A 13,591-nucleotide genomic window follows, 5' to 3' on the forward strand; every position below is an offset into this window, starting at 1 on the left:
TAATTAGAAAATCAGGGTTCGACTTTTTTTTAACAAGTCGGCCCTGATTTTAAATTTTGGGAAAAATGGCAGACTTAAGTATAATCTGTTGCTTTCGTAGCAAAATAATATCAGTGATATAAAAACGCACAAGATGGAGGAATTTTTATTATGAAAGCAACTGGTATTGTAAGAAGAATTGACGACCTGGGACGTGTGGTGATACCGAAAGAGATCAGAAGGACGCTCCGGTTACGAGAAGGGACTCCGCTTGAAATATTTACAGATAGGGAAGGAGAAATCATTTTAAAGAAATATTCTCCGATGGTAGAACTTACTGCTTTTGCTTCCCAATATGCAGAAGCCATGGCTCAAACTACCGGACTTACCGTATGTATCAGCGACAGAGATCAGATCATTGCGGTGGCAGGAGGATCTAAAAAGGAACTTCTCCAGAAGACCATCAGCAAGCAGTTAGAAAACATTATCAATGAACGGACGGTAGTTGTGGCCGGAAAAGATGACAAGAGCTTTATCGCGCTGTCAGGAGAAACCCTGGAAGGCATAACAGCTCAGGTGGTGGCTCCCATCATTTGTGAGGGCGATGCCATTGGAGCGGTAGCCTTGCTGAGCCGAGAGCCGAGAGCACGTTTTGGAGATATGGAGACTAAGCTGGCTACAACGGCAGCCGGATTTTTAGGCCGCCAGATGGAAGGCTGATCAAGCTGACAATCAGCATACATGAATCAGGAGGTGAACAGATATGAAGGTTTTTGTACCCGAGGAAGATGATTACAGCGATGGCGATATTCCGGAAATTGATACGGAACCATACAAAGATGGATTCTATGTTGAACCATTACCGGAATCGGAACGGCCAAGACGGGATGGTCCCGGAGGAAATTAACCGGAGGGTTATGTTATAATCCGGTTCATTGCCCGCACAAAAAAAGAAACGGCGGGAACATGAGTCATCGTGTTCCAATGCCGTTTCTTTTTTCAGCGGAGCCATTAATAAATAATCTGGTCTCCGTCTTTGATACAGTAATTTACTTTTACTCCCAGCTCTTCCATCCACTTCCTGGTCTCAAGAGTTTTCCAGTCCCCGCTTCCGGTTCCGCCGCCGTTGTCGTTATTCCACAGCCAGAGCGGACAGGGCCACAGGGCGATCTGAGGCTTTATGATTGCATATACTTCCTGGCTGACGCCGTACTGGCCATGGTGGGACATCTGGACGATATCGCTTTTTAAATCTTCCGCGCTGCGCTCCGCAGCCAGAAGCTGTCCGGCCTCCGGTCCCATATCGCCTAATACCAGGATGCTCACGTCGTTCAAGAAAAATTTATAAGCAACGGAGCTGTTATTTACAGAGGTGGCATCCAGAAGATAAGGATTATTTAAAACCCTGGCTTTTATCTGGCCCAGCTGGATCTCCTGATCCTTCTGCACGGTGTGGAGCCTTTCTGCAGGGAGAGTTGCAAGGGCTGACCGCAGGTTGTTTACCAGATCCGCCCGATGGGGTTCAACCTTTTCATACCAGGACTGATCTGCCAGGGAATAATAGACATTGTCAATGGTGATCTGGCTGTCCGGGTTGCCTAAAATCTGAACAAGCGCTCCCGCATGGTCTGAATGAGGATGGGTAATAAACCATCCGGATACATGTCCGCCTTTGGAGCGGAGCACTTCCGTCAAGTGGGCCGCATCAATATCCCAGCCGCCGTCAATGACCACAAGGGTTCCGTTCTTGTCCTGTAAAATCATGGATAGCATTTGCCGGTTGTCGTAATCCGAAAGCAGGGATAAACTGCCGCCGTTAAAAATCTTGCTTCCCGGTCCGATATTAAGTGCCGGTCCAAATCCCATGCTCCGCGCAGTCAGCTCCCCGGCAGAAACGCTGGGTGTCAGAAGCTCTGTGGTAAATGCGGTAAATACAATGTTCAAAAACAGCACATAAGCAGCTATTTTTTTTCCATATGCTGAAGTTTTTCATGGTTACCTCCGTTTTCATTAGAATAACTTCTTTAAAATAATCTCTATTATTATATAAGAACAGGCTCTTTTTTTAACAGGGGCAAGGAACAATTGTCAGAAAATCTTCAGAATTAAAAAAAGTCTATGATCTTGCCGCATTTGCCAAATGTTGTTTTGCGGCGCCCTGCTCATTGCTTTCATGGTATAATAAGGGCAAAAGGAGGCGGAATCATGTATACTTTTGAAGATTTAGTAAATATTACAAATAAACTGCGATCCGAAAAAGGTTGTCCCTGGGACAGGGAGCAGACCTATGAAAGTCTGAAAAAATGCCTGGAAGAGGAGAGCGGTGAGGTTCTTGACGCCATTGATCATGAGGATATGGAAAACCTTTGCGAGGAGCTGGGAGATATCCTGTTTCTGGTAATGCTTTACAGCCGGATCGCAAATGAAAAGGGAGATTTTTCCATCGATGATGTGGTGAACGGAATCTGTGAAAAAATGGTACGCAGACACCCCCATGTTTTTGGCGGCGAAATGGCCGGTTTGCAGCAGGAAGGACAGGCTCTTTGGGATGCAATAAAAAAAGCAGGAGAAAGCCCTTCAAAAGTGCGAAAAACCTTGACAAAAACGGGAGAAACAGCTATAAATGATATAGTAATCGTGTTATGCGAAAAATCGTAGCCTGGTGCTACATTCTAGGAGGAAGATATCAATGAACAAAGCAGAGTTAATCGCAGCAGTCGCAGAAAAAGCAGAGCTGTCCAAAAAGGATGCGGAGAAGGCAGTTAAAGCTTTGACAGATGTAATATCTGAAGAACTGGTTAAAGGCGAGAAAATCCAGTTAGTTGGTTTTGGTACATTTGAGGTATCTGAAAGAGCAGCAAGAGAAGGAAGAAATCCAAAGAGCGGCGAAGTTATGAACATCCCTGCTTCCAAAACACCGAAATTTAAAGCTGGAAAGGCTTTAAAGGATATGGTGAATGCTTAATCCATGAGACTGGATAAGTTTCTTAAAGTTTCCCGCTTAATCAAGAGAAGAACCGTAGCTAACGAAGCATGTGATGCAGGCCGCGTGCTTGTAAATGAAAAGCCTGCGAAAGCGTCCTTAAACATTAAGGAAGGCGATATAATAGAAATCCATTTTGGGACTAGCTCTGTGAAGGTTGAGGTTCTTGATGTAGTGGAAACGGTAAAAAAGGATGAAGCAAAGGAGCTTTACCGTTATCTCTAGCTCATAGTTTCGATACGTAAGATAAATTTCTGTAATATTGGAGCGTACCTCCTAATATACTTTATACAGGTATATTAGGAGGTTTTTGTATGGAAGAAAAGGTGAATATCCGCCCCCACAGGTTGACAATAGAAAACCGGGGTTCCGGTATGATGACAGGAATACGGGAAGTAGTATCCTTTGATGAGAACCAGGTGGTTCTGGATACTGATATGGGACTTTTGACTTTAAAGGGAAAGGGACTCCATGTCAGCCGCCTGACTCTTGAAAAGGGGGAAGTGGATTTAAACGGCAATATTGAGAGCCTTACCTATTCCTCCAATGAAGCTCTGCGCAGGTCAGGGGAATCCATGATTTCCCGGCTGTTTAAATAAGAACTAGAAGGAGTCATATGAGCGTTCATATTATTTATGAAGTAAAACTTCTGCTCTACAGCTTTTTAACAGGCGCAGGGCTTATGATCACATATGACCTGTTACGTATTTTCCGTATCTTCATTCCCCATTCCTATGTATTTATAGGAATAGAGGACATGATATACTGGGTATATGCTGCCTTGGTCACATTTTCTCTGCTGTATGAACAGAATGACGGAGGATTAAGAGGATATGCCGTTACTGGAGTATTTGTTGGAATGTTTTTGTATGATAGAATAGTAAGCAGACATTTTATAAAACTCTTGAAACATTTTCGAAGATACCTTAAAATAAAGGCTGAAAGCTGTAACCAGAAAAGGAAGCGGCACTAAAGGTGATTGGTGATTGTATGAACAAGATGGGAAAATCAAGAAGAAAGAGAAAAGACAGGTGGGGCAATCGAATGACGATCATCGGTATTACCTTCGTTGTATTCAGCCTTGCCGTGATTGTTACCATTAAGGGAGTTACATTAAAAGAAAAGGAGCGGGAATATGAGCTCCGTCTGGAAAATCTTCAGGCACAGGTGGACAAGGAAGAAGAACGGTCCCAAAACTTAGAGGAATACCGGGTTTATGTTCAGACCAAACAATATATCGAAGAAGTTGCTAAGCAGAAGCTGGGACTTGTAAATCCTGACGAGATTTTACTGAAGCCGTCACAAAGGCATTGAGGCATTCTGCAGGCATCCCTCTATGTCCAGAAAGCTTGGACAATAAAGGGGAAAGCTGTCGTACAATTTTAAATCATGAGTCAGCCGTTTTGACAAATATTTTCCTCCTGTCTGTATATAATGTGGTTTATGAGAAACTGTATTTTAGTTTCGCATAAAAGGTGCTGCTTTTGCACCGTCCATCCGATTATGAAAACTTGTTTTCATAATATGGTTTAAAGCATGATACAGGCAGGAGGGATTTTTTGTGTTCAGACGTAAGGCGGCACATCACGATATGGCTGATGTGAATGTATATACGGCAAAAAGATTAAACGACATGGCAAACTCTTTAGGTGAGCTTGCCAGAGCTTGTACAGATGACTTGTCAGCAGAACAGGGACTTACAAAGGAAGACGGCATTGCGGCCCTGCAGACGGCAGCGGCTATGGTATGCGCAGGCTGCAACAAATGCATTGTGTATTCCGGCAAAGAACAGGACAATCAATATTATCTGCAATATCTGGTTCGTGCATTTGAACAAAAAGGGAGTGTGGACTACGGGGACATGCCCCGTTTTTTTCTGGAAACCTGTAAAAGGAAAGATGATTACATGGTCCAGCTGAACCGGGGGCTTGGCAGAGCCACCATGAATCTGGCCTGGAAAAACCGTTTTTTAGAAAGCCGGGACGCGGTTATCGTCCAGTTTAAGGAACTTGCCGTGATCCTGGAGGAGTTCTCCCATCAGGTAGAGCATTCCATTGACATAACTCCGGATTGGGAGGATGAAATAAAGCGGGCATTCCGCCGAAATCATATTATCGTTGAAAAAAATGCTCATTTTAGAATACGAGAATCATCAGAGAGAAGCATTTCTGACCATGAGGACCTTAAACGGCCGGTGCGTAACGGTAAAGGAGGCAGCGGAGATCCTGGAAAATGCCATAGAGGAAGGGGAATGGACAGTGGCCCCTGATGGCAGGAACCTGGTGACAAAGCAGGCCGATACCATACGGTTTGTTGAAAAGGGAGAGTACCGGGTCCTCTACGGTGTGGCAAAGGCAGTAAAAAGCGGGGAAGAGGTGTCCGGAGATAATTACACCTTTGGACAAGTCCAGCCTGGACAGGCCATTATGAGCCTTTCAGACGGCATGGGAAGCGGCAGGGTGGCCGAGGAGGAGAGCAGACAGGTCATCGAGCTGACGCAAAGGCTGCTGGAGGCCGGATTTTCCACCAGAGCGGCCCTTAAAATGGTCAATACGGTCCTGCTTTTGACCGGAATCTCCCAGCATCCGGCTACCCTGGACTTATGCTGTATCGATTTAAAGACCGGAATACTGGAGGCAATGAAGCTGGGAGCGGCAGCCACCTTTATTCTCAGTGAAAAGGGAGTGGAGCTTTTGGAAGCCGGTGAGGTTCCCATGGGCATCATAAACCCGGTGGAGCCGGTTCTCCTATCTAAAAAGCTGTGGGATGATAACCGGATCATCATGGTAAGCGACGGCGTGCTGGATGCCCTTCCGGCAGACGACAAGGAACTGATGCTGACGGAGTTCATTTCCGGAATGCCGGTAAAGAATCCTCAGGATATGGCTGACAGGATCCTTTTGTTCGCAAGATCCTTTAGCGAAAGGGCGGCAGATGATATGACGGTTCTTGCCGCCGGAATATGGAAAAGAAAATAATAATTGCAACAGACATGTTTTATGGGTATATTTATAATATAGAGGGGAGAAAATCAACTAAGGAAGGTGACTGAATGTACAGAACGATATTGGATTATATCAGACGGAACCGGCTGTTTGCTCCGGGGGACCGCGTCATCGTGGCGCTTTCCGGAGGAGCCGATTCGGTCTGTCTTCTTGTAGTCTTACATGAGCTTAGGAAAGAGCTGGGGCTTGAGTTAAAGGCAGTTCATGTCCATCATGGCTTAAGAGGGAAAGAGGCGGACCGGGACAGTGATTACGCCAGGCAGCTGTCAGAAGATCTGGGAGTGCCTTTTGCCTGCGTCCGGGTGGATGCAGCCCTTTATGCCAGGGAACATGGCATGTCAGTGGAAGAAGCGGGAAGGCATCTGCGTTACCAGATTTTTGAGAAAGAACGCCTGGACTTTTCGGGCACAAAAATAGCGGTGGCCCACCACAGGATGATCAGGCAGAGACCATTCTTTATAATCTGTTCCGTGGAACAGGATTAAAGGGGCTTGGAGGAATGCGCCCGGTACGGGACAAAATTGTCCGCCCTCTGCTGTCTGTTGGAAGGGAGGAAATTCTTGCATATCTGACGGAAAAAGGGATATCTTATTGTGAGGACTCCACCAATGCCCAGACAGATTATGTGAGGAACCGCATACGAAGGCGGATTTTGCCGGAGATCAGGGAAGAAGTCAACAGACGGGCAGGGGAGAACATTCTTCATGCGGGAGAAATGGCCGCACAGGCAGATGCGTATCTGGAAAAACAGGCGGAAGGCATATTAAAGGCCCGGGGAGTATTGGAAACGGATGACGCCGGAAGCGTAACGGCGCGGGGGATCGATACAAAAGCTCTTTTGGCGGAAGATGACATTATAAAGAACTATGTGATCCGGAGGATGATCCGGTCCGTCAATGAATCCATGAAGAATATTACCATGACTCACGTGGAAAGCGCGGCAGCGCTTATTTTTGGTTCTGACAGCAGGCAGGTGGATCTGCCCTGCGGGCTTATTGCGGTGCGTATTTATGATGAGTTGTGGATAAAAAGGAAAAAACAGGAAGGACCTGTGGATAAGGAAAGGGCTGTTTTGCTCCCTGAACTGGATTTTAAGATATTTCCTTACAAAAAAAGGCCAGGAAATTCCCAAAAACGGGTATACGAAATGGTTTGATTATGATAAAATCAAATGTGCACTGTCTGTGAGGTATCGGGAAACCGGTGATTACATGACACTGGCCGGAGGCGGCAGAAAAACAGTCAAGGCATTTATGATTGATGAGAAGATTCCGAAAGAGGAACGGGGAAAAATACCGCTGGTAGCGGATGGTTCTCATGTCCTCTGGGTCATCGGATACCGGATCAGTGAATATTATAAGATAACAGATGATACCCATACAGTAATACAAATGCAGTTAAACGGAGGAACGCTCTCCGGGCATACTACTATGCCAAAAATACAGGGCAGGAAAGAGGAAAAGACAATGGATGATAAGATACGTATATTGTTATCAGAGGAAGAGGTAGCGGCAAGAGTAAAAGAAATAGCAGAAAAGATCAGCAGGGATTATGAAGGAAAGCCCCTTCATCTGATCTGTATCTTAAAAGGAGGCGTTTTCTTTACCTGTGAGCTTGCAAAGCGGATCAATCTGCCGCTTACCATGGATTTCATGTCCGTATCCAGTTACGCGCCGGAACGGTGTCCAGCGGAATCGTCAAGATCACCAAGGACCTTGATGATCCCATCGAAGGAAAAGATGTATTGATCGTGGAGGATATTATTGATTCCGGCAATACTCTGGCCTATCTGATCGAGGTGTTAAAGCAAAGAAATCCAAACAGCATTGAGCTGTGCACCCTTCTTGATAAACCGGAGCGCCGGGTGAAAGATCAGGTCAAGGTGAAATATACCTGTTTTACCGTGCCGGATCAGTTTATCATTGGATATGGTCTTGACTACGATCAGATATACAGGAATTTACCATATATTGGAGTTATAGAACAGCAATAAGGAGGCAGCATGTTGAAACAACAGCAACCATTCAGAGGCTTGGGCTTTCTGCTCCTTCTGGTCATCATGCTTTTATTTGCCAGTAGGCTGCCCCAAAAGATGGAATCATTACCAACCAGGAGCTGATGCAGGCGATTGATAATGGGACCATAGCCTCGGCAACTATCAGGCAGAACGATCCGCCCCCAACGGGAAGGATCGAGATGACCATGACTGACAACTCGTCAAAACAGGCCAATGTGTCCAATGTCATTGAGATTCAGGACCGTTTGGACCGCAATGGAATCACCTATACGGTGGATGCAGTACAAAAGGAAAACTTATTCCTGACCATTACGCTTCCATTGATTCTCACAGCGGTAGTTTTAGTTTTTCTTTTCATGCTGATGAATGCCAGGGCAGGGGCAGGAAGCGCTAATGCCAAAATGATGAATTTTGGAAGAAGCCGGGCTCATCTTGCAAAGGACGCCAATAAGGTGAACTTCAGTAAGGTGGCAGGGCTTGAAGAGGAAAAAGAGGAGCTGGAAGAAGTCGTTGACTTCTTAAAAAAAATCCTCAGAAGTATACCAGCGTGGGAGCCCGCATTCCAAAGGGGATCCTCCTTGTGGGACCTCCCGGAACAGGAAAGACCCTTTTAGCCAAGGCAGTGGCAGGAGAAGCCGGAGTACCGTTTTTCTCCATTTCCGGTTCCGATTTTGTGGAAATGTTTGTAGGTGTGGGCGCTTCCCGAGTGAGAGACCTGTTTGAAGAAGGGAAAAAGCATGCGCCCTGTATTATATTCATCGATGAGATCGATGCAGTAGCCCGCCGCAGAGGAACGGGTATGGGCGGTGGACATGACGAGAGAGAGCAGACCTTAAACCAGCTTCTGGTTGAGATGGATGGCTTCGGGATCAATGAAGGGATCATCGTTATGGCGGCCACAAACCGTGTGGATATCCTGGATCCGGCTATCCTGCGTCCCGGACGTTTTGACCGGAAGGTAGGAGTGGGAAGGCCTGACGTAAAAGGAAGAGAAGAAATCCTTAAGGTTCATTCCAAGGAGAAGCCTTTGGGAGAAGATGTGGATTTAAAGAGGATCGCACAGACAACAGCGGGATTTACCGGTGCGGATCTGGAGAACCTTATGAATGAAGCCGCCATCTATGCGGCCAAGAACAGCAAGAAATTTATCAATCAGGCTGACGTTGACAGGGCTTTTGTAAAGGTTGGAATCGGAGCTGAGAAAAAGAGCAAGGTTATAACCGAAAAGGAAAAGAAAATTACAGCTTATCATGAAGCAGGCCATGCGATCTTATTCCATCTGCTTCCGGATGAAGGCCCGGTGCATACCATTTCCATTATTCCTACTGGAATCGGCGCTGCCGGATATACCATGCCATTGCCGGAAAATGACCATATGTTCAATACCAAAGGCAAGATGCTTCAGGATATCATGGTGGATTTAGGCGGAAGAATCGCTGAGGAGATCATTTTCGGCGATATCACCACCGGAGCGTCCCAGGATATCAAGCAGGCCACGGCCACAGCAAGGGCTATGGTGACCCAGTACGGAATGTCTGATAAAGTGGGCATGATAAATTATGATAACGACGGTAACGAGGTCTTTATTGGCCGTGATCTGGCCCATGCCAAGAGCTATGGCAACCAGGTAGCCAATACCATTGACAACGAAGTAAAGCGGATCATTGATGAGTGCTATGAAAAGGCGAAAGATATCATCTTAAAGCATGAAGAGGTTCTTCACGCCTGCTGTAAGCTGCTCATGGAAAAAGAAAAGATCGGCCAGCAGGAATTTGAAAGCTTGTTTCCTGCAGCAGCAGAAGGTTAGGAACCCTCTGCAGGCTTGAATAGGATAGAAGCGCAGAGTCTGGGAAAATATCTAAGTTTTCACCCCGGAATCTGCGCTTTTTTGTGTCTAGTGCAGAGACAAAGGAAAAGTGCATAAAAAAATATAAGTAAAAAAAATGATGTTTGTGCACACTTATTTTCACAGTCATGGTATAGTAATAATCGTAAACCCCCCAATACATTATATAGTTTTTGCTACACCCCATAAGAAACGAAATACCTTCTCCGAAAAACGGTCAGCTGCCCCGCTGGCCGTTTTTTCTGCCTTTTAGTTAAAAAGGCAGGGTTGTATATTTTGATTCAATCGGATAAAATAGAATATATAGACAACGAGAAAGGAAATGAAAATCATATGTGCTTCCAGGCTGAGGCGTTAAATAGAGATGCATTATTTACTGATGAGACAGAAAGCTTCCGATTCCCGGCTGAACCCGGTGTGGGGGATGATGTGATTCTGCTTTTCCGAACAGCAAAGGATAATGCAGACCAGGTCTGTTATATCCAGGAGGGATTAAACGATGAGACTGCCATGGAAAAGGCAGAATCTGACGGGCTATTCGATTATTATAAACATAGATTGACGGCAGGGTATGAGAAAATCAGCTACAGCTTTAAGGTAGTCAAAGGCGGAGAAGTCTGCTACTTTAACCGGCTGGGGGTTTCAGGGGATAATCCGGAAGGGTTTTACTTTCGCATTGTCCCCGGTTTTTCTACACCTGACTGGGCAAAAGGGGCCGTCATGTATCAGATTTATGTGGACCGGTTCTGCAATGGAGATGAGTCCAATGATGTGGTGGACGGAGAGTATGTATACATTGGCCGTCCGGTATCCAATGTACAGAACTGGGGGAAATATCCTGACCAGATGGACGTAGGGGATTTTTACGGCGGCGATCTGCAGGGCGTATGGAACAAGCTGGATTATTTAAAGAGCCTTGGCGTTGATGTAATATATTTTAATCCTATTTTTGTATCCCCATCCAATCATAAATATGACTGCCAGGATTACGACTACATTGATCCTCATTATGGCGTGATTGTAAAGGATGGAGGGCAGCCGGTACCATCCGATGCAAAGGATAACCAGTTTGCCACAAAATATATGATCCGGACAACGGATAAGGAAAATTTAGAAGCCAGCAATGAATTTTTTGCCCGGTTTGTGGAAGAGGTGCACAAGCGGGGGATGAGGGTCATCCTTGATGGGGTATTTAATCATTGTGGTTCCTTTAATAAATGGCTGGATGGGGAACGGATCTATGAGATGTCTGAAAAATACCAACCAGGAGCCTATGTGTCAAAGAACAGTCCATACAGGACATTTTTTTAAATTTTACGATGAAGAAGCCTGGCCCTATAACCGTTCCTACGACGGCTGGTGGGGGCATGAAACTCTTCCCAAGCTTAATTATGAGGATTCCCGGACTTTGTATGAGTATATCCTAAAAGTCGCCCGGAAATGGGTTTCCCCGCCCTACAACGTAGATGGCTGGCGCCTTGATGTGGCGGCAGATTTAGGCCACAGCAGCGAATACAACCATAAGTTCTGGAGAGATTTCCGAAAGGTGGTAAAGGAGGCAAATCCGGAGGCCATTGTACTGGCAGAGCATTACGGTGACCCGTCCAGCTGGCTCCAGGGGGACCAGTGGGATACTGTCATGAATTATGATGCCTTCATGGAGCCGGTAACCTGGTTTTTGACGGGTATGGAAAAACACAGCGATGAAAGCAACTTAAGCCTGTTTGGCGACGGAGAAAGCTTTTTTTAAGTCCATGAACTACCATATGAGCCGTATGATGACAGGCTCCATTCAGACGGCTATGAATGAACTGTCAAACCATGACCATTCCCGCTTTATGACCAGAACCAATGGCCGGGTGGGACGGACTTCCACTCTGGGGCCGGAAGCAGCTTCCCAGGGCATTCATAAGGGGATTTTCAGGGAGGCGGTTATGATCCAGATGACCTGGCCCGGTGCACCTGCGATTTATTATGGGGATGAGGCCGGTGTCTGCGGCTGGACAGATCCTGATAACCGGAGAACCTATCCCTGGGGCAGAGAGGATTTAGAGCTGATCGAGTTTCACCGGTATATGACAGGACTTCATCACAGCATACCGGCACTGCGGTTTGGGTCCTTAAAGCAGCTTCTTGCCGGGAACCATCTCATTTCTTACGGGCGTTTCTGGAAGGACAGCATTTGCGCCGTGGCGGTCAATAACCTGGCGGAAGAACGGCAGATCAGTATCCCTGTATGGCAGCTGGGAATGAAGGATGGAGAAACCATGGCCCGATACATGCTGACCTGTGAAAACGGGTACAATGCAGGCAAAGTTCCCTATGAGGTGAAGGGCGGCCAGGTGCTTGTCTCCATGCCGGGAACAAGCTCTGTTTTGCTTGTGGCTGACCAGAATTAGAAAATTTAATTTTTTTATAAAAACCTTGATTTTTTTAATGTCCCTGTGATAAAATAACACTCGCTTGCTTAATAAAAAGCATGGGTGGGTTCCCGAGCGGCCAAAGGGGGCAGACTGTAAATCTGTTGTCGACGACTTCGAAGGTTCGAATCCTTCTCCACCCAGTCCGTACCGTTGTTAAGAACTGAAGCGGTATATGAGAATGCCGGCGTGGCGGAACAGGCAGACGCACAGGACTTAAAATCCTGCGGGACTTACCTCCCGTACCGGTTCGATTCCGGTCGCCGGCATGATGAAAAAGAAACCTTGTACTCCGATATGGAGCACAGGGTTTTTTTAGCGTTTAAAAATAAGAAAATCAGGTATATCAGTTTTATCTGCTTCCAGCTATTTTCAAAAACTCCTCCATTGCCCGGGTGAAACGTCTGCCAGTCTTCCAATAGAAATACAAGTTTCGCTGGCAAATGTTACCTTCGATCTTATAATAGATAACATTTGGATGAGACAGGACCTGTGCGATCAGTGTGTCACTGATAAAGGATATTCCCATTCCCGAACAGGTTATATTATAAGAAGTAAGCTGCTGGTCAAGTTCAAATACAATTTCCGGAGCAATGTCATATTCCTGAAGGATTTCTATTGCCCGCTTCCTTGTATCGTTCTCAGGCTTCAGCATAATAAATGGCTCTTTCTCAAACAGTTTCAGCGGTGCCGGTCTAATATCTTCTTCCAAATAGGAACCATCAAGAATTTGTTTCACAGGAACCTGGTACTGCTTTGCTTCCCGGTTAATTTCAAAGGTTTTGGGCACAGCCAGAAGCAAATGTTCTTTCTTGTAAATACTGCTGTCAAATATGGCTTTGTCCAGGGAACAATTATCAATCATCAAATCAATTCTGCCGTTTTGGAGATATGATGCCAATGCGGCTGTGCTCTCTTCAATCAATTCTACCTTAACCATTGGAAAGCGTTGGGTAAATTTCCCAATTAAAGGAGGCAGTACCCAGGAAGAAAAAAAGGCTGCTTCCCCCTAAGACCAGCTTTCCTATTTTCAAATCTCCCCAGTCATTCACAAAATTGTAAAATTCACTTTCAATAAAAAGTATTTCCTCCACAGACTTAATATATTTTTCTCCACATTCTGTCAGCGTCAAAGGCTTTGTACTTCTGTCAAAAAATTGGATAGCCGATTTTATTTTCTATTCTTTTTATGGTAGCGCTTAGGGAAGGCTGAGAGATAAATAACTTTTTTTGCTGCGTTGGAAAAACTTTGTTCTTTGTACACCATGTATACATAATCCATTCCCTTAAACATCATGAACCTCCAATTTGGTTATATAACTTTAGAATTATACTTGTTAT

Annotated in this window: 11 protein-coding genes, 2 tRNA genes and 6 pseudogenes; 17 read left to right on the top strand and 2 right to left on the bottom strand. The window is 45.6% G+C overall.

Annotated features, from left to right (window positions below; genetic code table 11):
- The first annotated feature begins 150 nt into the window (after positions 1-150).
- Entirely contained in the window at positions 151-699 is a 549-nt protein-coding gene (spoVT, locus tag JCM10519_RS05380) for a stage V sporulation protein T (protein ID WP_054738197.1), read from the top strand.
- 43 nt (positions 700-742) lie between these two features.
- A complete protein-coding gene (locus tag JCM10519_RS05385) occupies positions 743-886 on the top strand; it encodes a hypothetical protein (protein ID WP_013274632.1) in 144 nt (47 codons plus the stop codon).
- A gap of 104 nt (positions 887-990) precedes the next feature.
- Here the strand turns inward: JCM10519_RS05385 and JCM10519_RS05390 are convergent, their stop codons facing one another.
- The gene (locus JCM10519_RS05390) at positions 991-1,932 is read right to left on the bottom strand and encodes an MBL fold metallo-hydrolase (protein ID WP_347843242.1); all 942 of its coding nucleotides are present in this window, start codon (positions 1,930-1,932) and stop codon (positions 991-993) included.
- A 252-nt stretch (positions 1,933-2,184) separates the two neighbouring features.
- Between JCM10519_RS05390 and JCM10519_RS05395 the strand changes: the two genes are divergently transcribed.
- From JCM10519_RS05395 to JCM10519_RS05455, 15 genes and pseudogenes are all read left to right on the top strand, one after another.
- Positions 2,185-2,637, top strand: coding sequence for a MazG nucleotide pyrophosphohydrolase domain-containing protein (locus tag JCM10519_RS05395; RefSeq protein WP_347843243.1), 453 nt, complete (start codon positions 2,185-2,187; stop codon positions 2,635-2,637).
- A gap of 31 nt (positions 2,638-2,668) precedes the next feature.
- Positions 2,669-2,944, top strand: a complete 276-nt coding sequence (locus tag JCM10519_RS05400; protein ID WP_013274629.1) for an HU family DNA-binding protein — start codon at positions 2,669-2,671, stop codon at positions 2,942-2,944.
- A gap of 3 nt (positions 2,945-2,947) precedes the next feature.
- Positions 2,948-3,187 (top strand): S4 domain-containing protein, encoded by a 240-nt coding sequence (locus JCM10519_RS05405; RefSeq protein ID WP_054738198.1) that lies wholly within the window; start codon positions 2,948-2,950, stop codon positions 3,185-3,187.
- An 89-nt stretch (positions 3,188-3,276) separates the two neighbouring features.
- Positions 3,277-3,561: a sporulation protein YabP gene (gene yabP, locus JCM10519_RS05410; RefSeq protein WP_054738199.1), complete on the top strand. Its 285-nt coding sequence runs from the start codon at positions 3,277-3,279 to the stop codon at positions 3,559-3,561.
- Positions 3,562-3,578: 17 nt separating this feature from the next.
- Complete coding sequence (gene yabQ, locus JCM10519_RS05415) at positions 3,579-3,935, top strand: spore cortex biosynthesis protein YabQ (RefSeq protein ID WP_054738200.1); 357 nt, start codon at positions 3,579-3,581, stop codon at positions 3,933-3,935.
- A 2-nt stretch (positions 3,936-3,937) separates the two neighbouring features.
- Positions 3,938-4,276: a septum formation initiator family protein gene (locus JCM10519_RS05420; protein ID WP_347843244.1), complete on the top strand. Its 339-nt coding sequence runs from the start codon at positions 3,938-3,940 to the stop codon at positions 4,274-4,276.
- 247 nt (positions 4,277-4,523) lie between these two features.
- Positions 4,524-5,231 (top strand): hypothetical protein, encoded by a 708-nt coding sequence (locus JCM10519_RS26760; RefSeq protein ID WP_347843245.1) that lies wholly within the window; start codon positions 4,524-4,526, stop codon positions 5,229-5,231.
- Positions 5,137-5,940, top strand: a complete 804-nt coding sequence (locus JCM10519_RS26765; RefSeq protein WP_347843246.1) for a SpoIIE family protein phosphatase — start codon at positions 5,137-5,139, stop codon at positions 5,938-5,940. Before JCM10519_RS26760 ends, JCM10519_RS26765 begins: the two co-directional genes overlap by 95 nt.
- A 74-nt stretch (positions 5,941-6,014) precedes the next feature.
- A pseudogene (gene tilS, locus JCM10519_RS05430) lies at positions 6,015-7,123 on the top strand (tRNA lysidine(34) synthetase TilS).
- A gap of 28 nt (positions 7,124-7,151) precedes the next feature.
- Positions 7,152-7,337, top strand: a pseudogene (gene tilS / locus JCM10519_RS26770) (tRNA lysidine(34) synthetase TilS); the annotation flags it as partial.
- Between the two features lie 96 nt (positions 7,338-7,433).
- Positions 7,434-7,960: pseudogene (gene hpt, locus JCM10519_RS05435) on the top strand (hypoxanthine phosphoribosyltransferase).
- A gap of 9 nt (positions 7,961-7,969) precedes the next feature.
- A pseudogene (gene ftsH, locus JCM10519_RS05440) lies at positions 7,970-9,791 on the top strand (ATP-dependent zinc metalloprotease FtsH).
- 372 nt (positions 9,792-10,163) lie between these two features.
- A pseudogene (locus tag JCM10519_RS05445) lies at positions 10,164-12,229 on the top strand (glycoside hydrolase family 13 protein).
- Between the two features lie 82 nt (positions 12,230-12,311).
- A tRNA-Tyr gene (locus JCM10519_RS05450) sits at positions 12,312-12,393 on the top strand.
- A gap of 40 nt (positions 12,394-12,433) precedes the next feature.
- Positions 12,434-12,519: transfer RNA gene (locus tag JCM10519_RS05455), tRNA-Leu, on the top strand.
- Positions 12,520-12,602: 83 nt separating this feature from the next.
- On the opposite strand, the pseudogene JCM10519_RS05460 reads toward JCM10519_RS05455, so the two are convergent.
- Positions 12,603-13,232 (bottom strand): annotated as a pseudogene (locus JCM10519_RS05460) (LysR family transcriptional regulator substrate-binding protein); the annotation flags it as partial.
- Positions 13,233-13,591: the final 359 nt, after the last annotated feature.

This window comes from Clostridium sp. NkU-1, from assembly GCA_001312405.1.

What these genes read in the sequence shown, in the direction of transcription:
- spoVT (WP_054738197.1), top strand. Translation starts at nt 151, where the DNA reads ATGAAAGCAACTGGTATTGTAAGAAGAATTGACGACCTGGGACGTGTG.
- JCM10519_RS05385 (WP_013274632.1), top strand. Translation starts at nt 743, where the DNA reads ATGAAGGTTTTTGTACCCGAGGAAGATGATTACAGCGATGGCGATATT.
- JCM10519_RS05395 (WP_347843243.1), top strand. Translation starts at nt 2,185, where the DNA reads ATGTATACTTTTGAAGATTTAGTAAATATTACAAATAAACTGCGATCC.
- JCM10519_RS05400 (WP_013274629.1), top strand. Translation starts at nt 2,669, where the DNA reads ATGAACAAAGCAGAGTTAATCGCAGCAGTCGCAGAAAAAGCAGAGCTG.
- JCM10519_RS05405 (WP_054738198.1), top strand. Translation starts at nt 2,948, where the DNA reads ATGAGACTGGATAAGTTTCTTAAAGTTTCCCGCTTAATCAAGAGAAGA.
- yabP (WP_054738199.1), top strand. Translation starts at nt 3,277, where the DNA reads ATGGAAGAAAAGGTGAATATCCGCCCCCACAGGTTGACAATAGAAAAC.
- yabQ (WP_054738200.1), top strand. Translation starts at nt 3,579, where the DNA reads ATGAGCGTTCATATTATTTATGAAGTAAAACTTCTGCTCTACAGCTTT.
- JCM10519_RS26765 (WP_347843246.1), top strand. Translation starts at nt 5,137, where the DNA reads ATGAGGACCTTAAACGGCCGGTGCGTAACGGTAAAGGAGGCAGCGGAG.